The sequence below is a fragment of the Streptomyces sp. NPDC007205 genome (assembly GCF_040634095.1).
Classification (GTDB): domain Bacteria; phylum Actinomycetota; class Actinomycetes; order Streptomycetales; family Streptomycetaceae; genus Streptomyces.
Genome location: NZ_JBEYEW010000001.1, coordinates 179,846 through 200,091, shown reverse-complemented (window position 1 = coordinate 200,091; position 20,246 = coordinate 179,846). Strand labels below are relative to the sequence as shown.

General features: G+C 71.4%; 22 protein-coding genes. 14 read left to right on the top strand and 8 right to left on the bottom strand.

The window, feature by feature from the left end:
* The first annotated feature begins 80 nt into the window (after window positions 1-80).
* Window positions 81-1,712: a phospho-sugar mutase gene (locus ABZ624_RS00910; RefSeq protein ID WP_360081434.1), complete on the top strand. Its 1,632-nt coding sequence runs from the start codon at window positions 81-83 to the stop codon at window positions 1,710-1,712.
* A gap of 92 nt (window positions 1,713-1,804) precedes the next feature.
* Here ABZ624_RS00910 and ABZ624_RS00905 read toward each other — a convergent pair whose 3' ends face one another.
* Window positions 1,805-2,497: a PH domain-containing protein gene (locus ABZ624_RS00905; protein ID WP_360081433.1), complete on the bottom strand. Its 693-nt coding sequence runs from the start codon at window positions 2,495-2,497 to the stop codon at window positions 1,805-1,807.
* Between the two features lie 147 nt (window positions 2,498-2,644).
* Here ABZ624_RS00905 and deoC point away from each other — a divergent pair, with 147 nt between their 5' ends.
* The 3 genes from deoC to ABZ624_RS00890 are packed head-to-tail and all read left to right on the top strand — an operon-like array spanning window position 2,645 to window position 5,923.
* Window positions 2,645-3,604 carry a deoxyribose-phosphate aldolase gene (gene deoC, locus ABZ624_RS00900; protein WP_360082123.1) on the top strand — a complete coding sequence of 320 codons (960 nt, stop codon included), beginning with the start codon at window positions 2,645-2,647 and terminating at the stop codon, window positions 3,602-3,604.
* A 5-nt stretch (window positions 3,605-3,609) separates the two neighbouring features.
* A complete protein-coding gene (locus ABZ624_RS00895; RefSeq protein WP_360081432.1) occupies window positions 3,610-5,046 on the top strand; it encodes an aldehyde dehydrogenase family protein in 1,437 nt (478 codons plus the stop codon).
* A complete protein-coding gene (locus ABZ624_RS00890) occupies window positions 5,039-5,923 on the top strand; it encodes an aldehyde dehydrogenase family protein (RefSeq protein WP_360081431.1) in 885 nt (294 codons plus the stop codon). The genes ABZ624_RS00895 and ABZ624_RS00890 overlap by 8 nt, the downstream gene beginning before the upstream one ends.
* An 83-nt stretch (window positions 5,924-6,006) precedes the next feature.
* On the opposite strand, the gene ABZ624_RS00885 is transcribed toward ABZ624_RS00890, so the two are convergent.
* Entirely contained in the window at window positions 6,007-6,396 is a 390-nt protein-coding gene (locus ABZ624_RS00885; protein WP_360081430.1) for a hypothetical protein, read from the bottom strand.
* A gap of 126 nt (window positions 6,397-6,522) precedes the next feature.
* Here ABZ624_RS00885 and ABZ624_RS00880 point away from each other — a divergent pair, with 126 nt between their 5' ends.
* A complete protein-coding gene (locus ABZ624_RS00880; protein ID WP_360081429.1) occupies window positions 6,523-7,158 on the top strand; it encodes a uridine kinase in 636 nt (211 codons plus the stop codon).
* A gap of 184 nt (window positions 7,159-7,342) precedes the next feature.
* Here the strand turns inward: ABZ624_RS00880 and ABZ624_RS00875 are convergent, their stop codons facing one another.
* Window positions 7,343-8,089, bottom strand: a complete 747-nt coding sequence (locus ABZ624_RS00875) for a SigE family RNA polymerase sigma factor (RefSeq protein WP_360081428.1) — start codon at window positions 8,087-8,089, stop codon at window positions 7,343-7,345.
* A gap of 240 nt (window positions 8,090-8,329) precedes the next feature.
* On the opposite strand from ABZ624_RS00875, the gene afsQ1 reads away from it, so the two are divergent.
* The 5 genes from afsQ1 to ABZ624_RS00850 all read left to right on the top strand — a co-directional run bounded on the left by afsQ1 (window position 8,330) and on the right by ABZ624_RS00850 (window position 12,256).
* Window positions 8,330-9,007: a two-component system response regulator AfsQ1 gene (gene afsQ1, locus ABZ624_RS00870; protein WP_360081427.1), complete on the top strand. Its 678-nt coding sequence runs from the start codon at window positions 8,330-8,332 to the stop codon at window positions 9,005-9,007.
* Window positions 9,004-10,596: a HAMP domain-containing sensor histidine kinase gene (locus ABZ624_RS00865; RefSeq protein ID WP_360081426.1), complete on the top strand. Its 1,593-nt coding sequence runs from the start codon at window positions 9,004-9,006 to the stop codon at window positions 10,594-10,596. The genes afsQ1 and ABZ624_RS00865 overlap by 4 nt, the downstream gene beginning before the upstream one ends.
* A 104-nt stretch (window positions 10,597-10,700) precedes the next feature.
* Window positions 10,701-11,261 (top strand): hypothetical protein, encoded by a 561-nt coding sequence (locus ABZ624_RS00860; protein WP_360082121.1) that lies wholly within the window; start codon window positions 10,701-10,703, stop codon window positions 11,259-11,261.
* A gap of 145 nt (window positions 11,262-11,406) precedes the next feature.
* On the top strand, window positions 11,407-11,967 hold the full coding sequence (locus tag ABZ624_RS00855) for a VanZ family protein (RefSeq protein WP_360081425.1): 561 nt from the start codon (window positions 11,407-11,409) through the stop codon (window positions 11,965-11,967).
* A gap of 88 nt (window positions 11,968-12,055) precedes the next feature.
* Window positions 12,056-12,256 carry a PspC domain-containing protein gene (locus ABZ624_RS00850; protein ID WP_360081424.1) on the top strand — a complete coding sequence of 67 codons (201 nt, stop codon included), beginning with the start codon at window positions 12,056-12,058 and terminating at the stop codon, window positions 12,254-12,256.
* Between the two features lie 77 nt (window positions 12,257-12,333).
* Here ABZ624_RS00850 and ABZ624_RS00845 read toward each other — a convergent pair whose 3' ends face one another.
* Both ABZ624_RS00845 and ABZ624_RS00840 read right to left on the bottom strand, forming a co-directional pair.
* A complete protein-coding gene (locus ABZ624_RS00845; RefSeq protein ID WP_360081423.1) occupies window positions 12,334-12,702 on the bottom strand; it encodes an ATP-binding protein in 369 nt (122 codons plus the stop codon).
* 146 nt (window positions 12,703-12,848) lie between these two features.
* The gene (locus ABZ624_RS00840) at window positions 12,849-14,012 is read right to left on the bottom strand and encodes an adenosine deaminase (protein ID WP_360081422.1); all 1,164 of its coding nucleotides are present in this window, start codon (window positions 14,010-14,012) and stop codon (window positions 12,849-12,851) included.
* A gap of 145 nt (window positions 14,013-14,157) precedes the next feature.
* Here ABZ624_RS00840 and ABZ624_RS00835 point away from each other — a divergent pair, with 145 nt between their 5' ends.
* Complete coding sequence (locus tag ABZ624_RS00835; RefSeq protein WP_360081421.1) at window positions 14,158-14,919, top strand: prolyl oligopeptidase family serine peptidase; 762 nt, start codon at window positions 14,158-14,160, stop codon at window positions 14,917-14,919.
* Between the two features lie 3 nt (window positions 14,920-14,922).
* On the opposite strand, the gene ABZ624_RS00830 is transcribed toward ABZ624_RS00835, so the two are convergent.
* On the bottom strand, window positions 14,923-15,885 hold the full coding sequence (locus tag ABZ624_RS00830; RefSeq protein WP_360081420.1) for a LysR family transcriptional regulator: 963 nt from the start codon (window positions 15,883-15,885) through the stop codon (window positions 14,923-14,925).
* 62 nt (window positions 15,886-15,947) lie between these two features.
* Here ABZ624_RS00830 and ABZ624_RS00825 point away from each other — a divergent pair, with 62 nt between their 5' ends.
* Together ABZ624_RS00825 and ABZ624_RS00820 are read left to right on the top strand one after the other, a co-directional pair.
* The gene (locus ABZ624_RS00825) at window positions 15,948-17,243 is read left to right on the top strand and encodes an MFS transporter (protein WP_360081419.1); all 1,296 of its coding nucleotides are present in this window, start codon (window positions 15,948-15,950) and stop codon (window positions 17,241-17,243) included.
* A 113-nt stretch (window positions 17,244-17,356) separates the two neighbouring features.
* On the top strand, window positions 17,357-18,370 hold the full coding sequence (locus ABZ624_RS00820) for a sigma-70 family RNA polymerase sigma factor (protein ID WP_360081418.1): 1,014 nt from the start codon (window positions 17,357-17,359) through the stop codon (window positions 18,368-18,370).
* Here ABZ624_RS00820 and ABZ624_RS00815 read toward each other — a convergent pair.
* Window positions 18,254-18,640 carry an STAS domain-containing protein gene (locus ABZ624_RS00815; protein WP_360081417.1) on the bottom strand — a complete coding sequence of 129 codons (387 nt, stop codon included), beginning with the start codon at window positions 18,638-18,640 and terminating at the stop codon, window positions 18,254-18,256. The genes ABZ624_RS00820 and ABZ624_RS00815 overlap by 117 nt on opposite strands.
* A 51-nt stretch (window positions 18,641-18,691) precedes the next feature.
* Between ABZ624_RS00815 and ABZ624_RS00810 the strand changes: the two genes are divergently transcribed.
* Complete coding sequence (locus ABZ624_RS00810; protein WP_360081416.1) at window positions 18,692-19,612, top strand: AEC family transporter; 921 nt, start codon at window positions 18,692-18,694, stop codon at window positions 19,610-19,612.
* A 7-nt stretch (window positions 19,613-19,619) separates the two neighbouring features.
* Here the strand turns inward: ABZ624_RS00810 and ABZ624_RS00805 are convergent, their stop codons facing one another.
* Window positions 19,620-20,204, bottom strand: a complete 585-nt coding sequence (locus tag ABZ624_RS00805; protein ID WP_360081415.1) for a Uma2 family endonuclease — start codon at window positions 20,202-20,204, stop codon at window positions 19,620-19,622.
* Window positions 20,205-20,246 lie beyond the last annotated feature (42 nt).

The window sequence follows — 20,246 nt, the reverse complement described above, 5'->3', positions numbered from 1 at the left end:
TCCGGTGGGCGGGTGGGAAACGGGGGCCTGGGGGCGGAGCCCCCAGTGGACCAGGCAAACACGGAGAGGTTGATCCCAAGGTGCACGACGATCTCATCAGCAGGGCCAAGGCCTGGCTCGCCGAGGACCCCGACCAGGAGACTCGCGACGAACTGGCCAAGCTGATCGACGCCGGTGACGTCACGGAACTGTCGGCCCGCTTCAGCGGCACGCTGCAGTTCGGCACCGCCGGCCTGCGCGGCGAGCTGGGCGCCGGCCCGATGCGCATGAACCGCTCGGTCGTCATCCGCGCCGCGGCCGGCCTCGCCGCGTACCTCAGGAACAAGGGCCAGACCGGCGGAGTCGTCGTCATCGGCTACGACGCCCGCCACAAGTCCGCCGACTTCGCCCGGGACACCGCCGCCGTCATGACCGGCGCCGGCCTGCGCGCGGCCGTACTCCCCCGCCCCCTCCCCACCCCCGTCCTGGCCTTCGCCATAAGGCACCTCGGCGCGGTCGCGGGCGTCGAGGTCACCGCCAGCCACAACCCGCCCCGGGACAACGGCTACAAGGTCTACCTCGGCGACGGCTCCCAGATCGTGCCGCCGGCCGACGCGGAGATCGCCGCCGAGATCGACGCGATCGCCTCCCTGAACGACGTACCCCGCCCGGACGCCGGCTGGGAGATCCTGGACGACACGGTCCTGGAGGCCTATCTGGCCCGCACGGACGCCGTGCTGTCCCCCGCCTCCCCCCGCACGGCCCGCACGGTCTACACGGCCATGCACGGCGTCGGCAAGGACGTCCTGCTCGCCGCGTTCGCCCGCGCCGGCTTCCCCGAGCCGGTGCTGGTCGCCGAGCAGGCCGAGCCGGACCCCGACTTCCCGACGGTGGCGTTCCCCAACCCGGAGGAGCCGGGCGCGATGGACCTCGCCTTCGCCCGAGCCCGCGCGACCGACCCGGACCTGATCATCGCCAACGACCCGGACGCCGACCGCTGCGCCGTGGCCGTCAAGGACGGCGACGACTGGCGCATGCTGCGCGGCGACGAGGTCGGGGCGCTCCTCGCCGCCCACCTGGTCCGGCGCGGAGCGCGCGGCACCTTCGCCGAGTCGATCGTCTCCTCCTCCCTCCTCGGCCGTATCGCCGAGAAGGCGAACCTCCCCTACGAGGAGACGCTGACCGGCTTCAAGTGGATCGCCCGCGTGGACGGCCTGCGCTACGGCTACGAGGAGGCCCTCGGCTACTGCGTGGACCCCGAGGGCGTACGTGACAAGGACGGCATCACCGCCGCCCTGCTGATCACCGAGCTGGCCTCGGTTCTGAAGGAAGAGGACCGCACCCTCCTCGACCTGCTGGACGACCTCGCCGTGGAGCACGGCCTGCACGCCACCGACCAGCTCTCGGTCCGCGTCCAGGACCTCTCGCTCATCGCCGACGCGATGCGCCGCCTGCGCGAGCAGCCGCCGACCGAGCTGGCGGGCCTGCCCATCACCCGCGCCGATGACCTCACCCAGGGCACCGACAGACTGCCGCCCACGGACGGCCTGCGCTACACCCTCGACGGCGCCCGCGTGATCGTCCGCCCGAGCGGCACCGAGCCGAAGCTGAAGTGCTACCTGGAGGTCGTCGTACCGGTCGCCACCCACACCGGCCTCCCGGCCGCCCGGGCCCGCGCGACGGAACTCCTGACCACGATCAAGCGGGACCTGTCGGCAGCCGCCGGCATCTGACCCGCACCACACAAATGGGGTGCCCCCGCCGGGGCACCCCATTTCGCCATAGGGAATCTTGGGGCGCGGGAGGGGCGCATCGGGCAGAAGCCTCAGCCCGTAGCCAGCAAAATCGCGAACAGAACCGCTCCCGCCACCGCCGGTGCGACCACCTCGTACGCCCACCGCACGGTGACCTCCCCCTGTGCGGACTCCAGCTCGCCCCGCCGGTCCAGCAGTTCCCGCAGTTCGTCCATGACCTGGTCGGTCTCCGCGCGGGTCGGTCCGGTCGCCGCACCGGTGCGGCCGGCGCCGCCGAGGGCGCCCAGGCCGCCGACGCCCCGGCCCGCCGATCCGGCGCCGCGCGCCCCCTCCGCCGCCGCCCGCGCCTTGCGCGCCTCCGCCTTCTTGCGGGCCCGCAGCGAGACGGGAACGGACCACAGCTGGTACTTGGTCCCGGACTTGGCGACGACCTCGTTGGAGTAGCCGGAGCGCAGCGAGGCGACCTCGCCCCAGGGCAGGCTGATCACCCGGAACGGGTTGCGGATCCGCAGCCGGTCCTCGCCCGCGAAGACCGCCGGGCGGAGCGTGAAGGCGATCACCAGCGGCACCGCCAGGATCATTCCGGCGAGCGCCAGCCACGGGGCGCGGCCATGGCCCTGGAACAGCGCGTCGAAGCCGAGCCAGCCGACGACGAGGAGCAGCAGCACGCCGCCCGCGAGCGCCATGGGCGAGCGGTAGATCCGGTCCTGGTGGGTGGGCACCGGAGGCTGTGACGCGGGTGACTGGTGGTCCGGGGTCGTCATGGTCCCGATTGTGCATGACATCGCCGCCGGTGCCTCCATGCGGCCCGGCACCGGCGCTCATCCGTGATCTTCAGGCGGAGGATGAGCGCCGATCACGCCCCGGGGCTATACATTCGCTACGCGCGTAGATATGCTCGTCTGGTGACCATGCCCACTACCGCACCCACAGCTCACGCTCTCTCGGACGTCACCGCGTCCGACAGCACGCTGCGCCGCTTTCTGCACGGGCTGCCCGGCGTCGACACGGTCGGCCTGGAGGCGCGCGCCGCATCTCTCGGCACCCGTTCCATCAAGACCACCGCGAAGGCGTACGCCATCGACCTCGCCATCTCGATGGTCGACCTGACGACGCTGGAAGGCGCGGACACCCCGGGCAAGGTCCGGGCGCTCGGCGCCAAGGCGGTCCACCCCGACCCGACGGACCGTACGGCCCCGACCACGGCCGCGGTCTGTGTCTACCCCGACATGGTGGCCGTGGCCAGGGAGGCCGTGGCCGGCTCCGGCGTGAAGGTCGCCTCGGTCGCCACCGCCTTCCCGGCCGGCCGCGCCGCCCTCGACGTCAAGCTGGCCGACGTCCGTGACGCCGTCGCCGCGGGCGCCGACGAGATCGACATGGTCATCGACCGGGGCGCGTTCCTGGCCGGCAAGTACCTGAAGGTGTACGACGAGATCGTCGCCGTGAAGGAAGCCTGCGGCGGCAGCGCCCGTCTGAAGGTCATCTTCGAGACCGGGGAGCTGTCGACGTACGACAACATCCGCCGGGCCTCCTGGCTGGGCATGCTCGCCGGTGCCGACTTCATCAAGACCTCCACCGGCAAGGTGGCCGTCAACGCCACCCCCGCGAACACGCTCCTCATGCTGGAGGCCGTACGGGACTTCCGCGCCCAGACCGGCGTCCAGGTGGGCGTGAAGCCCGCGGGCGGCATCCGTACCTCCAAGGACGCCATCAAGTTCCTGGTCCTCGTCAACGAGACGGCCGGCGCGGACTGGCTGGACAACCACTGGTTCCGCTTCGGCGCCTCCTCGCTCCTGAACGACCTGCTGATGCAGCGTCAGAAGCTGGCCACCGGCCGCTACTCCGGCCCCGACTACGTGACGGTGGACTGATCCCCATGGCATCCGCATTCGAGTACGCACCCGCGCCCGAGTCCCGCTCGGTCGTCGACATCGCCCCCTCCTACGGCCTGTTCATCGACGGCGAGTTCGTGGACGCGGCCGACGGCAAGGTTTTCAAGACCGTCTCCCCGTCGACCGAGGAGGTCCTCTCCGAGGTCGCCCAGGCCGGCGGGACGGACGTCGACCGTGCGGTGAAGGCCGCCCGCAAGGCCTTCGAGAAGTGGTCGGCGCTGCCCGGTTCCGAGCGCGCCAAGTACCTCTTCCGTATCGCCCGCATCATCCAGGAGCGCAGCCGCGAGCTGGCCGTCCTGGAGACGCTGGACAACGGCAAGCCGATCAAGGAGACCAGGGACGCCGACCTCCCCCTGGTGGCGGCCCACTTCTTCTACTACGCGGGCTGGGCCGACAAGCTCGACCACGCCGGCTTCGGCGCGAACCCGCGTCCGCTGGGCGTGGCCGGCCAGGTCATCCCCTGGAACTTCCCGCTCCTGATGCTGGCGTGGAAGATCGCCCCGGCCCTCGCGACCGGCAACACGGTCGTTCTGAAGCCCGCCGAGACGACCCCCCTCTCCGCCCTGTTCTTCGCCGACATCTGCCGCCAGGCCGGCCTGCCCAAGGGTGTCGTCAACATCCTCCCGGGCTACGGCGACGCGGGCGCCGCACTCGTCGCGCACCCGGACGTGAACAAGGTGGCCTTCACCGGCTCCACGGCCGTGGGCAAGGAGATCGCGCGGACCGTCGCGGGCACCCGCAAGAAGCTCACCCTCGAACTGGGCGGCAAGGGCGCCAACATCGTCTTCGACGACGCCCCGATCGACCAGGCGGTGGAAGGGATCGTCAACGGGATCTTCTTCAACCAGGGCCAGGTCTGCTGCGCGGGCAGCCGCCTGCTCGTCCAGGAGTCGATCCAGGACGAGCTGCTGGACTCCCTGAAGCGCAGGCTCTCCACCCTCCGCCTCGGCGACCCGCTGGACAAGAACACCGACATCGGCGCGATCAACTCCGCCGAGCAGCTGGCCCGGATCACCGCGCTGGCCGAGCAGGGCGAGGCGGAGGGCGCCGAGCGCTGGTCCCCGGCCTGCGAACTGCCGGCCTCCGGGTACTGGTTCGCCCCGACGCTGTTCACGAACGTCACCCAGGCGCACACCGTCGCCCGCGACGAGATCTTCGGCCCGGTGCTGTCGGTCCTGACCTTCCGTACGCCGGACGAGGCCGTCGCCAAGGCCAACAACACCCAGTACGGCCTCTCCGCCGGCATCTGGACCGAGAAGGGCTCCCGGATCCTGGCCGTCGCGAGCAAGCTGCGCGCCGGTGTCGTCTGGTCCAACACGTTCAACAAGTTCGACCCGACCTCGCCGTTCGGCGGCTACAAGGAGTCGGGCTTCGGCCGCGAGGGCGGCCGCCACGGCCTGGAGGCGTACCTCGATGTCTGACCGTTTGAGCGTCTTCAAGACCTACAAGCTGTACGTCGGCGGGAAGTTCCCGCGTTCCGAGAGCGGCCGGGTGTACGAGGTGAGCGACTCGAAGGGCAACTGGCTGGCGAACGCCCCCCTGTCCTCCCGCAAGGACGCCCGGGACGCGGTCGTGGCCGCGCGCAAGGCGTTCGGCGGCTGGTCCGGCGCGACCGCCTACAACCGCGGCCAGGTCCTCTACCGCGTCGCGGAGATGCTGGAGGGCCGCCGGGAGCAGTTCGTGCGCGAGGTCGCGGACGCGGAGGGCCTGTCGAAGTCGAAGGCGGCCGGGGTCGTGGACGCCACGATCGACCGCTGGGTCTGGTACGCGGGCTGGACCGACAAGATCACCCAGGTGACCGGCGGCGCCAACCCGGTCGCGGGCCCGTTCTTCAACCTCTCCTCGCCCGAGCCGACCGGCGTGGTCGCCGTCCTGGCCCCGCAGGAGTCGTCCTTCCTGGGCCTGGTGTCGGTCGTGGCCCCGGTGATCGCCACCGGCAACACGGCGGTCGTGGTGGCGAGCGAGAGGTCGCCGCTGCCCGCCCTCTCCCTCGGCGAGGTGCTGGCCACCTCCGACGTACCCGGCGGTGTGGTCAACGTCCTGTCCGGCCGCACGGCGGAGATCGCGGCGCCGCTGGCCGCGCACCAGGACGTCAACGCGATCGACCTCGCGGGCGCCGACGAGGAGCTGGCGAAGGAGCTGGAGATCGCGGCGGCGGACAACCTGAAGCGCGTACTGCGTCCACAGGCTGTGGATTACTTCGAGACGCCGGGCATCGACCGGATGACGGCGTTCCTGGAGACCAAGACGGTCTGGCACCCGACAGGTTCGCTGGGCGCTTCCGGCTCGTCGTACTGAGCCGCATCGGGGCCCCACGGCCGAGAGCCGCGCCTTCCCTCCGTCCGGGGAAGGCGCGGCTCTCTCGTGTGCCGCCGGGCGGCTCAGGACGCGCCGCTGCCCAGCAGTCCGCCGACCGTCCGCTCCAGCGCCGGTACGACACCGACCGTCCCGGTCTCGACGAGCGGGCCGGTGTACGTGGAGACGTCACCCTCGTCCGCCGGGCCGGCCGCGATGCTGCCGACAGGGGTGTACTGGAGGGCCTGGACGGGGACGGTGGCGTACTGCAGTCCGCTGGTGGCGCCCTGCACGGCGGCCTGTGGGGCCATCGTCCCGAAGGAGGCAGCGGGCCGCCAGGGCACCTCCGCGAGGCGAGCGGTGTCCGTGCCCGCGGACGCCGTCACCGCGCCAGCGCCGAGCGCCGCCGAGGCGGTCGCGAGGACGATCAGGGCCCGCTTCGCGGTGTGGTTGAGGGGGAACGCGTGTCGTGCCATCCAGGGGCCACCTTCGATTGCAGCAAGTAACAGATTCAACACGAAGAGTAGTTGAGGTGGGAGTCACGCTCAAAAGCCGACCCGCGGGGTCGGCAGGCGGCTCCCCATGCGTCAAACTGGTGTTCCGTGAGCCTTCATCTCCCGTCCCCCGCCCGTGTCGTCCTGCTGTGCGGCCCCTCGGGCTCGGGCAAGTCCCTCGTCGCCGCCCGGTCCGGGCTTCCCGTCCTGCGTCTGGACGACTTCTACAAGGAGGGCGACGACCCGACCCTGCCCTTGGTGGAGGGGAGTTCGGACATCGACTGGGACCACCCCGGCTCGTGGGACGCGGACGTCGCCGTCGAGGCCGTCACCCGGCTGTGTGCCACCGGGTCGACGCCGGTACCGGTGTACGACATCGCGCTGAGCGCCCGTACGGGCGAGGAGACGCTGCACATAGGCCGTACCCCCCTGTTCGTCGCGGAGGGCGTCTTCGCCGCGGAGATCGTCGAGCGCTGCCGTGAGCTGGGTGTGCTGGCGGACGCGCTGTGTCTGACCCGGGGCCCCGTCACCACCTTCCGCCGCCGCTTCCTGCGCGACCTGAAGGAGGGGCGCAAGTCGGTGCCGTTCCTGCTGCGCCGCGGCTGGCGGCTGATGCGCGCCGAGCGGTCGATCGTCACCCGCCAGGTGTCCCTGGGCGCGCATCCCTGCGACCGGGACGAGGCCCTCGGCCGGCTCGCGGCGGCGGCCGCGGGGCGGCAGGTACGCCGGCAGACGGTGGCGTGACCGGCGTACGAACGGCCTGTTCGGCGCGCAACGCAAAACGGGACTGGTCGGACCCCCCGGCCCACCAGTCCCGTTCCTCCTGCTCCCCCGTGCCCCTCCCCCAGGGGTTCCCCCGAGTCCCCCCTGTCTCCCCCGTGTTCCCCCGCATTCCCCCCTCAGGTCACCCCCCAGTGACCCCTGACCTTCAGGCGACGAGTTCGCCGAAGGCGTCCTCCTGGTCACGGCCGAAGCTGAGGACCTCGTCCTCGCGCAGCCGGCGGAGCGACCGCCAGATGCTGGACTTCACCGTGCCCACACTGATGTCGAGGATCTCCGCGATCTCCGGGTCCGTGCGGCCCTCGTAGTAGCGCAGGACCAGCATGGTGCGCTGGAGCTCGGGCAGCCGGGCCAGCGCCTGCCACAGGACCGCGCGCAGCTCGGTGCCGCGCATCGCGTCCGTGTCGGAGGGCGTCTCCGGCAGTTCCTCGGTCGGGTACTCGTTGAGCTTGCGGCGCCGCCAGGCGCTGATGTGCAGGTTGGTCATGGTGCGGCGGAGATAACCGCCGACCGCCGCCTTGTCACTGATCCGGTCCCACGCCTTGTACGTCGAGAACAGCGCGCTCTGCAGCAGGTCCTCGGCCTCGAAGCGGTCGCCGGTCAGGTGGTAGGCGGTGGCGTACAGGGAGGCGCGGCGTTCCTGGACGTAGGCGGTGAACTCCGCCTCCGTCAGCGAACGGCGCTGCTCCCCCGAGTCCTCCCTGTACGCGGTTCCCCCGTGCGTTTCCCCCGTGTGCGCGTCAACCACCGTCATGTACGCGGTGTGCTGACGCCCGGTGCCGCGAGCGCACCCCCGTCCGCTCACTGCACCGGACTTCTCGGAACCCCGGTGCACGTTCACGTCGTGCAGACGCGTGACCACTGCGCTGGTGCTGATGCTGTGCAGCGTGTTCATCTCGCGCTCCCCGTCGTGGACTTCCGGTGATTCTGTCTCGCCCGGGCCGGTTCGGCTCCCCCGTCGGCCCGTGCCCAAAAGACTGCCGGGGCGACTTCATCGCCGTGTCCGTCGACTGTCACAGACCTGTCACAGGGGCCCGGCCCGGCTCCGTCACAGGATGTGCACAGTGCGTGGCGCCAGGAAGGGCCTGGTGCGCGCAGGTCGTACGACACCCCGTCCATAGGCCAGAATGAGCCCGTGCCTTCCCTGTTGCTGATCGAGGACGACGACGCCATCCGTACGGCCCTGGAGCTCTCTCTGACGCGCCAGGGACACCGGGTGGCCACCGCTGCCAGCGGTGAGGACGGTCTGAAGCTGCTGCGCGAGCAGCGGCCCGACCTGATCGTGCTGGACGTGATGCTGCCCGGCATCGACGGCTTCGAGGTGTGCCGGCGCATCCGGCGCACCGACCAGCTGCCGATCATCCTGCTGACCGCGCGCAGCGACGACATCGACGTCGTGGTCGGGCTGGAGTCCGGTGCCGACGACTATGTCGTCAAGCCGGTCCAGGGCCGGGTGCTGGACGCCCGGATCCGGGCCGTGCTGCGGCGCGGGGAGCGCGAGTCCAGCGATTCGGCGGCCTTCGGCAGCCTGGTCATCGACCGCTCCGCGATGACCGTGACGAAGAACGGCGAGGATCTGCAGCTGACCCCGACCGAGCTCAGGCTGCTGCTGGAGCTGAGCCGGCGGCCCGGTCAGGCGCTGTCCCGGCAGCAGCTGCTGCGGCTGGTGTGGGAGCACGACTATCTCGGTGACTCGCGGCTCGTGGACGCCTGTGTGCAGCGGCTGCGCGCGAAGGTCGAGGACGTGCCGTCGTCCCCGACGCTGATCCGTACCGTCCGTGGTGTCGGCTACCGCCTGGACGTCCCTCAGTGACCGATACGCGAGGGGGGCTGCGCGGCTGGTCCGCGCGGCGCAAGGGAAGTCTGTCGCGGCTCAGGTTCACCAGCCTCAGGCTGCGTCTGGTCGTGGTCTTCGCACTGGTCGCGCTCACCGCGGCGGTGTCCGCCTCCGGCATCGCCTACTGGCTGAACCGGGAGGCGGTACTCACCCGCGCCCAGGACGCGGTGCTGCGCGACTTCCGGCAGGAGATGCAGAACCGCACGGGGGCGCTGCCGGAGCACCCCACGCAGGACCAGCTCCAGCGCGCGGCGGGCCAGATGGCGGCGAGCAGCCAGCACTTCAGCGTGCTGCTGGTGGCCCAGGACACCAACGGCAAGACGGTGTACGGCAACTCGGGCGGAATCAACGGCTTCGCGCTGGAGGACGTGCCGAAGTCGCTGCGCACGGCGGTGGCCAAGCGGCAGAAGGTGACCGACGCCAACAGGGAGCCGTACCACCTGTACTGGCAGCGGGTCGTGGACCACGGCACGCCCACTCTGGTGGCCGGCACGCGCGTCATAGGCGGCGGTCCGACCGGCTACATGGCGAAGTCCCTGGAGCCGGAGGCCAAGGACCTCGACTCGCTGGCCTGGTCGCTGGGCATCGCCACCGGGCTCGCACTGATCGGTGCGGCGCTGCTCGCGCAGGCCGCCGCCACGACCGTGCTGAAGCCGGTGCACCGGCTCGGCGTGGCCGCCCGGCGGCTCGGCGAGGGCAGGCTGGACACACGGCTGCGGGTGTCCGGCACGGACGAACTCGCGGATCTGTCCCGGACGTTCAACAACGCGGCCGAGGCCCTGGAGCAGCGGGTCGCGGAGATGGCCGCGCGGGACGAGGCCTCGCGGCGCTTCGTCGCCGACATGAGTCATGAGCTGCGGACGCCGCTGACCGCCATCACCGCCGTGACGGAGGTGCTGGAGGAGGAGCTGGAGTTCGAGTCGGGGAGCATCGACCCGATGATCGAGCCGGCGGTACGGCTGGTGGTCAGTGAGACCCGACGGCTGAACGACCTGGTCGAGAACCTGATGGAGGTCACCCGCTTCGACGCGGGCACCGCCCGGCTGGTGCTGGACGACGTCGACGTCGTCGACCAGATCACCGCCTGCATCGACGCCCGGGCCTGGCTGGACGCGGTCGAGCTGGACGCCGAACGCGGCATCCACGCCCGCCTCGATCCGCGCCGGCTGGACGTCATCCTCGCCAACCTGATCGGCAACGCGCTCAAGCACGGCGGTTCGCCGGTGCGGGTGTCGGTGCGGGTGTCGGACGACTCGATGGTGGTCCAGGTCCGCGACCACGGCCCCGGCATCCCCGAGGAGGTCCTGCCGCACGTCTTCGACCGCTTCTACAAGGCGAGCGCCTCCCGGCCCCGCTCCGAGGGCAGCGGTCTGGGCCTGTCCATCGCCATGGAGAACGCCCACATCCACGGCGGCGAGATCACCGCCGCCAACTCACCCGAGGGCGGCGCGGTGTTCACCCTCACGCTGCCACGGGACGCCTCCCGGCTGACGGAGGAGCCGGACGAGGGCACACAGAACGACAAGCAGGAAACGGACGACAGTTCAGGAAAGGAGGGGTCATGACCGCGCGGACCGTGAGAGAACGCCGGACCGTCAGAGGACGCCGGACCGTGAGTCGACGCCGGGCCGTCGGACCACGCCTGCTGGCGCTGCCCCTCCTGGGCCTGATGCTGACCGGCTGCGGCATCAGGGCCACCCAGGTGCCGACCGACTTCGGCGCGGCGCCCTCCCGGGTGCCGTGCTCGCTGGCCGGGCCGAACCCGGCCGCGCAGTCCTCACAGGGGGTGCCCGTACAGGTCTTCCTGCTGTGCGGGGCGTCCCTGGTGACCGTCGACCGGACGGTAGGTGTCCCCGAGGGCACTCCGGACGCGCGGCGCCGGGTGATCGTGGCGCAGGGGCTGCTGGACCTGCTCGCCGCCGCGCCCTCCGCCGCGGAGCGCTCCGCGGGCTATACGACGTACGTGCCGGGCGGCCTCAGCGTGAGCGGGCCCGGCCCGAGGGACCCCGAGGACACCCTCCGCCTGAGCACGGCGCCGTCACGTCTCACCTCCTACGCCCTGGCCCAGCTGGTGTGCACCCTGTCCGACTCGGCGGCGACGGAGGGCGACGGCTCGGTCATCCTGGGCGGCCCGGCCAACGGCACGCTGCGCCGCTACGAATGCACGGACGAGGTCCGCGACCGCCCCGGAAGCGTCCAGCCACCGTCCGGAGCGGTCGGGCACAAATAGCGGGCTCCCGCCGTCGGGCTGCGGGCCGTCGCCGGGTGCGGGTCCGTCGTGGCCGGCAAGCGAACCGCCCCCGTCGGCCGCAGCCGGGCGCAGCGGATGGTTGCGGGGCGGAACCGTTCGTACCCGGCGCTGCGTCTAGGGGGGCGTGCAGCGTCAAGGCTCCATCGGCGGCAGCGCCGCGATTCGCATCCGGGTGACAGGGGGTGTCCTCCTCGTCGCCCATCTCACCCTCGTCGCCTGGCTGATGCTGCGACCCCTGGACGTGCCCTGGGTGACACCCCCCAACCTGCACCCACTCGCCGGCATCCGGGCCGACCTGGCCCTGGGCTGGCCGCGGGCCGCGAGACCCCTCGGCGAGGGGCTGGCGCTGCTCGCCCCGCTCGGCGTGCTGTTGCCGATGGCCGACGGCAGGCTCGCCGTCTCCCCGCTCGCCTCCCTGATCCGTACGGCCGCCGCGGCCGCCCTGATCTCCCTCGGCATCGCCCTGCTCCAGACCGGCGTACCCGGCAGGGTGGTGGACGTCGACTCGCTGCTGCTCAACACCACCGGTGTGATCCTGGTCCACCTGCTCGTCGTGCCCGCGGGCCGCGCCCGGCTGCGCAGGCGGGAGTCGCACGAGCACCCCGGGACCGAGTCCGTCACCGTGCAGGAGGAGCTGTCTCAGGGGCGTACCCCGACGATTCCCAGGGTCGGCATAGCTCCCTAGAGTGACGCTTCGCCCGTTTCGTCTCCGTATCGTCGAAGTCAGCTGAAGACACCTGACGACAGCGAACCGACGACCAGGAGGAGTCGACATGAGCGCCCTTGTCCGTCCCACCCACGGCCGCATGCTCGGCGGAGTGTGCGCAGCGCTGGCACGGCGCTTCGGCACCTCCGCGACGACGATGCGTGTGATCTTCCTGCTGTCCTGTCTGCTGCCCGGCCCGCAGTTCCTGCTCTACATAGCGCTGTGGATCCTGCTCCCGGCGGAGGACAAGACGCGTACCGCCTGGTGACCGCCGTACGCGAAACGCCGTCGGGGCGCTCCCGGCCCTGACCGGGGCGCCCCGGCGGCGACATACGGCGGTCGGCGTCAGCCGAGCGAGACCCCGTCGACCGGCAGGTCGTGCGTGGGCAGGCTGCGCGTGGGCAGGTTCTGCACCGGCAGTCCGCCGAGGCGGCTGTGCACCGGCGCGGTCGCCCCCTGCCTCAGCGCGCTCTCGACGGCCGGCTGCGCGGCGGCCACACCGGCGCCCAGGGCGTCCTGTGCGCGGGGGAGGGCGTCGGCGGCACCCGGCTGCGCCGTGCCGACGTTCTCGGCCGGCAGCGTCCTGGTGACGCTGTCCAGCGCCGGGGCGGTGTCCGGCACCGCCGGGGCCGCGTGGGCCGCGCCCGCGCCGACAGCGGCGAAGGCGGCACCGAGAGCGGCGACACCGAGGGTCCTGACAGCAGAGTGCTTCATGGGAAATGCGTCCTTGCCATGAGGGGACGGAACAAAAACGATGAACGGTCCACGACCGTAAACACGCCTGATCGCCCGCCGCAAACACCGAAATGCGGACGGCTTGTGAACCCCCGTTCACAAGCCGCGTCCCCAGCGAGTCGCCCTTATCCCGCCGAACCGACAGAACCCCTGGTGGAAGCCGTCTGCTGAAACAGCCATTCGGATTTCAGTTCCGCATATCCCGGCTTGACGACGTCATTGATCATCGCAAGCCGTTCATCGAAAGGAATGAACGCCGATTTCATTGCATTGACCGAGAACCACTGCAGATCGTCGAGCGTGTAACCGAACACCTCGACGAGACGCTCGAATTCCTGGCTCATACTCGTGTGCGACATCAGCCGGTTGTCGGTGTTCACCGTGGCCCGGAAGTGCAGCCGGCGCAGCAGCCCGATCGGGTGCTCGGCGTAGGAAGGTGCGGCCCCGGTCTGCAGATTGGAGCTGGGGCACAGCTCCAGCGGGATCCGCTTGTCGCGGACGTACGACGCCAGCCGGCCGAGCCGTACCGAGCCGTCCTCGCCGACCTCGATGTCGTCGATGATCCGTACACCGTGCCCGAGCCGGTCGGCGCCGCACCACTGCAGCGCCTGCCAGATGGAGGGCAGCCCGAAGGCTTCGCCGGCGTGGATGGTGAAGTGGTTGTTCTCGCGCTTGAGGTACTCGAACGCGTCGAGGTGCCGGGTGGGCGGATAGCCGGCCTCGGCACCGGCGATGTCGAAGCCGACCACGCCCAGGTCCCGGTAGCGGTTGGCGAGTTCGGCGATCTCCAGGGAGCGGGCCGCGTGCCGCATCGCGGTCAGCAGGGCGCCGACCCGGATGCGCCGGCCGCTCCCGCGGGCGATCCGCTCGCCCTGCCGGAACCCCTCGTTGACGGCCTCGACCACTTCCTCCAGGGTCAGCCCGCCGTCCAGGTGCTGCTCGGGGGCGTACCGCACCTCGGCGTAGACGACCCCGTCCTCGGCGAGGTCCTCGGCACACTCGCGGGCGACCCGGACGAGCGCCTCCCGGGTCTGCATCACGCCCACGGTGTGCTTGAAGGTCTCCAGATACCGTTCCAGCGAGCCGGAGTCGGCGGCCTCCCGGAACCAGATGCCCAGCTTGTCCGGATCGGTCTCGGGAAGGGCGGAGTAACCGGTCTCGTGGGCGAGTTCGACGACGGTTCCGGGACGGAGCCCGCCGTCGAGATGATCGTGCAGCAGAACCTTGGGTGCCCGGCGGATCTGGTCCGGCGTCGGAACGGCCCCACTTGATGCAGTCTGGCTCGTCATTTCCGCACTCTAACGCCTACGCGCGTAGAGGTCCCGGTGAACGCGACGGCTCTTTCACAGCACTTTTCCGGCGCTTTCCCGTCGATACGCAACGGTGACCGCACGTACGGGTTTCGTACACCGCCCCTTCTGACACTGTTCTGTCATGGGACAGCAAGCGACACCGGTCCGAACGGCCGGGCTGGGAAAGGCGATCGGCCCCGTGCCGACGGGGGTGAGCGGAGCGGTGCTGCTGCTCCCCGGCGGCGAGGAGGTCTCCGCCCGCCGGCCGTCCCCCGTGCGGGCGACGATCGCGCTGCGCTCGCTGGGCCGGCGTATCGCGCGGGCGGGCCGGGCCGAGGGGCTGGCCGTGCACACCGTGCGGTACCGCTGCCGGGGCTGGAACGGGAGCGAAGCGCACCTGGCGGGGGACGCCGAGTGGGGCGCCGACGAGGTCGTACGGCGGTACGGGGACGTTCCCGTGTGCCTGATCGGGGTGGACATGGGTGGCCGGGCGGCGTTGCGGGCGGGCGGACACGAGGCCGTCAACTCCGTGGTGGCGCTGGCTCCCTGGCTGCCGGAGGAGGATGTGGCCGCACCCGCCGAGCCGGTGAAGCAGCTGGTGGGGCGGCGGGTGCTGATCGTGCACGGCACGAACGACGAACGGACCGATCCCGAGCTGTCGTTCCGGTTCGCCGCGCGGGCGAAGAAGGCGAACCGGGAGGTGTGCCGGTTCGAAGTGCATTCCGACGGGCACGGGTTGCACGGGCATCGGGACGAGGTTGCCTGTCTGGCCGTTGATTTCATGATGGGGGCGTTGTTCGGGCACCCGGTGTCCCGGCCTGTCGAGGATGCGCTTGCGGCTCCGCCGCCCATCGGTCTTCGGATGCCGTTGGCTGTGGGGTTCGGGCGGTCCTTGAGGCGCTAGCCCTCAGGTCGGCAGCAGGTTGCCCCTTCTGGAGAGCAGGAACTTCTTGAAGGCGGCCACCGGTGGGGTGTCCGGGCGGTCCGCCGGCCACGCGACACCGATCTCCCGTACCGCCCTCGGAGCCGTGACCGTCAGTTCCACCACTCCCGGACGCGGAACGGTCGGCGGGGGCAGCAGGGCGACCCCGAGCCCAGCCGCCACCAGACCCCTCAGGGTCTCCGCCTCCTCGCCCTCGAAGGCGACCTTCGGGCGGAAGCCGGCCTCGCGGCACAGCGTGTCGAAGATGCGGCGCAGGCCATAGCCGGGCTCCAGGGTGACGAAGGTTTCCTCGGCGGCCTCGGCGAGGCGGATGCGGCGGCGGGCGGCCAGGCGGTGGTCGGCGGGTACGACCAGGCGGAGTTTCTGCTCGTCCAGGCGGCGGGCCACCAGGTCAGGGGCGTCGGGGACGGGTGAGGTGAGGCAGAGGTCCAGCTCACCGGCGCGCAGGCGTTCCAGCATGGCCTCGCCGTAGTTCTGGACCAGACTGAAGCGGACGCGCGGGTGGTCGGCGCGGAAGGCGTGCAGGAGGCCGGGTACGGTCTCGGCGCCCATGGTGTGCAGGAAGCCGAAGGCGACCTTGCCGGTGGCGGGGTCGGCGTCGGCGCGCACCTCCTCGGCGGCTCGCTCGATCTCGGCGAGGGCGCGTTCGACGGAGGTGAGGAAGGTGCGGCCGGCCGGGGTCAGGGAGACCGTGCGGCCGTGGCGGGCGAACAGGTCGACGCCCAGGTCCTGCTCCAGGCGGGCCATCGCGCGCGAGAGGGTGGACTGCGGGACGTTCATTTCATGGGCGGCCCGGGTGACGTGCTCGGTGCGGGCCACGCCGGCGAAGTACGCGAGGCGCGGCGCGAGCACCCGCGACATCTCAGACATGTCTTCTGTGTCACCGGATGGTGACAGCCGGGCCTGTGAGCTCTGCTGATGCGCCATGGGAACGATTATGGCGGATTCATGCATTGGACGGATGAGACAGGCCCTCGTACGGTCGAGGCATGTCTCCCGCCAGTACCGGGGCGTCCACCATCGTGGGCGCCGCACCGCTCGTTCCCGCCGTCGACTCCACCGATTCCGACTCCCGTATGACCCCGGGCGGCCCCGGCTACCGCCGGATGAGTCTCGCCCTCTTCCTCGCCGGAGTCGCGACCTTCGCCCTCCTCTACTCCACGCAGGCCCTGCTGCCGCTGATCTCCGGCGAGTTCGGGGTCGCGGCGAGCGAGGCGAGCTGGACCGTGGCGGCCGCGACCGGCGGACTGGCACTGTTCGTCCTGCCCATGAGCGCCCTGTCGGAGCGCTTCGGGCGCCGTACGGTGATGACGGCCTCGCTCGCCGTCGCGGTCACGGTCGGCATGCTGGTGCCGTTCGCGCCGTCGATCGGCGCGCTGGTGGCGCTGCGGGCGGTGCAGGGCGCCGCCCTGGCCGGTCTGCCGGCCTCGGCGACGGCCTATCTGGCCGAGGAGGTCCGGCCGAAGGCGCTGGTCACGGCGATCGGCCTGTTCGTCGCGGGCAACAGCGTCGGCGGCATGAGCGGCCGGGTGATCACCGGCTGGGTGGCCCAGGAGTGGGGCTGGCGGGTCTCGGTCGGTGTGATCGGCGCGGTCGCGGTGGCGTGCGCGGTGGCGTTCCGGCTGCTGCTGCCGGCCCCGAGGCACTTCAGGGCGGGCTCGCTGCGGCCCCGCGTGCTGCTCGGCACGGTCCGCGACCACCTCGCCAACCCGCTGCTGCGGCGCCTGTACGCGATCGGCGCGCTGTTCATGACGGTGTTCGGCGGTGTCTACACGGTGATCGGCTACCGGCTGACGGCGGAGCCGTTCGGGCTGCCGCAGGGCATCGTCGGCTCGATCTTCCTGGTCTACCTGGTGGGCACGGTGTCGGCGTCCACGGCGGGCCGTCTGGTGGGCCGGCTCGGCCGCCGGGGCGCGCTGTACCTGTCGGGCGGTACCACGGCGGCGGGCCTGCTGCTCTCGGTGGCGCCCTCGCTGCCGCTCGTTCTGCTGGGTCTGGTGCTGATCACGGCGGGCTTCTTCGCGGGCCACGCGGTGGCCTCCTCGGCGGTCAGCAAGACGGCCGCCCACGGCCGCGCACAGGCCTCGGCCCTGTACCAGTCGATGTACTACGTCGGCTCCAGCGTCGGCAGCACGGTCGGCGCGACGGCGTTCCACGCGGAGGGCTGGGGCGGCACGGTGGCGGTCGGTCTGCTGGCGGTCGCCGGGGTCGTCACCATCACGGTGCTGGGCACCCGGGCGGCCCGGGTGGCGGCGCGACGCGAGCTGGTGGCCAACGCCCACTGAAGCGCCCGACCTGCACGTTTCCGCACTCCGGACGCGATTGTCAGTCCCCTGCGGTAGCTTCCCGAATGGCGCGAAGAAGCGCCGCAGGGAACGGCCACAGGGGTGGGTGGACGATGGGCGACAGCACAGCGACGGCGGATCTCGACGTCGCACTGGAGAAGCACCGGACCGAGCTGACCGGGTACTGCTACCGGATGCTCGGCTCCTCCTTCGAGGCCGAGGACGCGGTGCAGGACACCCTGGTCCGGGCCTGGCGGAGCTATGACAAGTTCGAGGGCCGCTCCTCGCTCCGCTCGTGGCTGTACCGGATCGCGACGAACGTGTGCCTGGACATGCTGACGGCGGGCAACAAGCGGGCGCGGCCGATGGACCTCACCGAGTCGACCCCGCTCGCCCAGGCGGCCCTGTCCCCCCGGCCGGACCACACATGGCTGGAGCCGGTGCCGGACGCGCGGGTGCTGCCGACGGCCGGGGACCCGGCGGAGGCCGCCGTCGCGAAGGAGTCGATCCGGCTGGCCTTCATGGCGGCCCTCCAGCAACTGCCGCCCAAGCAGCGGGCGGTGCTGATCCTGCGCGAGGTGCTGGCCTGGAAGGCGAGCGAGGTCGCCGAGCTGCTGGACACCACGGTCGCCTCGGTCAACAGCGCGCTGCAGCGGGCGCGGGCCACGCTCGCCGAGCGCGCGGACGCGGGCCCGGAGGGCGCGGTGTCCGACCCGCTCGACGAGGAGCAGCAGAAGCTCCTGGAGCGCTATGTGAAGGCCTTCGAGGGGTACGACATGACGGCGCTGACGGCGTTGCTCCACGAGGACGCCGTCATGACGATGCCGCCGTTCGACCTGTGGCTGCGCGGCCCGGCCGACATCACCGGCTTCATGACCACCCTCGGCGCCTCCTGCGCCGGGTCCCGTCTGCTGCCGGTCCAGGTGAACGGCCTGCCCGGGTTCGCGCACTACAAGCCGGACCCGGAGAACGGCGGGTTCAGCCCGTGGGCGGTGCAGGTGATGGAGCTGTCAGAGGGCCGGATCACCGGTTTCCACTGCTTCCTCGACACCGAGCGCTGGTTCCCGCTCTTCGGCCTGCCCCTCCGTCTGGAAGCGGAGACCGACGAGGTCGAGCAGGGCGGGTAGCGCGGGATCGGGGTCCCGCAGCCGGATCCGCCCGCCGGCCCGGTGGGCGGCCAGCTCCAGCCGCGCCAGCAGGTCCACGACGGCGAGCCCCGGCGGCCCGAGCCCGCCCACATCGCATACGACGACGCGGGCCCGGCTGCCCGCCAGCAACTCCTGCACCTGGGTACACAGCCCCGTCACCTGGTCAGGGCTGACGGGGCCGGGCAGCACGAGCACGGCGGGTTCCTTGGCTTCCACGTGCGGTAGACCGGCGGGCCGGGCGTAACTCATCGGCACGGATCACATTGACCAGTCCCCTCTTGTCCTCGGAGGGTTGGCCCTGTGACGGGGGTGCTGAGCGGGTTCGCGGTGATCGCGGTCGTCATCGCGGCGGGCTATGTGCTCGGGCGGCGCGGGACGCTCGGCGCACAGGGCGGTGAGGTGCTGACCCGGCTGGCCTTCACGGTGGCGGGCCCCGCGCTCCTGTTCACGACCCTCGCGCGCGCCGACCTCTCGGTCCTCTTCTCGGCCCGCCTGCTGGTGACGGCGATGAGCACAGCGGCGGTTGCCGGGGTCTTCGCGGCGGTCGGTGCCGTACGCCGCTGGGGTGTGGGCCGTACGACGATCGGCGCCCTGTGCTCCGGTTACGTCAACTCGGGCAACCTCGGCATCCCGATCGCCGCGTACGTCCTGGGCGACGCGTCCCTGGTGGCACCGGTGCTGCTCTTCCAGGTCGTCCTGGTGACCCCGGTCGCGCTGACCGTTCTCGACCTCTCCGGGACGGGCGAGAAGGGCACGGTGTGGCGGCGCCTGCTGACACCGCTGCGGAATCCGATAGCGGTGGGCTCGCTGTCGGGGGTCGTGGTGTCGGCGGTGGGCTGTACGGTCCCCGTCCCGCTGATGAACCCCCTCACGCTGATCGGCAACATGTCCGTCCCGGCGGCGTTGTTGGCCTTCGGCATGTCGTTGCACGGCAGTTCGGCCCCGGGCCGGGGGCGGGACCGTCAACTGGTCCTGCTGTCGGTCGCGTTGAAGTCACTGGGCCAGCCGCTCACGGCCTGGGCCGTGGCGACGACCGTCTTCGGCCTGCACGGCGCGCCCCTGCTGGACGTGGTGGTGACCTCGGCCCTCCCGGCCGCGCAGAACCTCTTCACCTACGCCAGCCGCTACCGCGTGGCCGAGGGCCTGGCCCGCGAGTCGATCCTGCTGTCGACGGTGGTGTCGGTGCCGGTGCTGGTGGGGGTGGCGGCGGTGCTGGGCTGACGTCCGGTCAGTCGACGGGGAACTCGCCGGTGTCGATCGTCAGGCCGAAGGGCGCCGGGAGCTTGATGGGATCGCCGAACTTCACTGCGCCGAGGACCCGGTAGACATCGCCCTTCGGCTCGCCGTAGAGGGTCGCGGTGGGGCCTCCGGGGGCCCAGCGGTCGATGAGGAGGTAGAGCGGGATCCCGGCGGTGGCGTACGCGGCGGCCTTGCTGACGCGGTCGTGGCGGGCGTTGGACCTGGAGGTCACCTCGACGACGAGTTCGGCCAGGGCGGCGGGAAGGTAGGAGTCCGACTCCGGGCGCTCCTGCACCGGGACCACCAGCAGGTCCGGGATGAGCATGCCCAGCCGGGACGGTACGGCGATCGACTGGGTCTGGAAGATCTCCCAGTCCTCGGGGATCACGGAGTAGAGGCGACGCTGGATGCGGGCCGCGATCACGTTGTGGCGGAACGCGGGAGAAGGTGACACGGTGATGATCCCCTCGATGATCTCCACCTTGCTGCCCTCGGGCCATTCCATCTCCTCCCAGTACCGGACGAGGTCGTCCCAGTTCTGGTCGGGGTCCTGGCTCACGGTGAGTGCGCTCATGGCGGTCTCCTATCGGTGCGTCACCGATCCCAGCATGCCGAA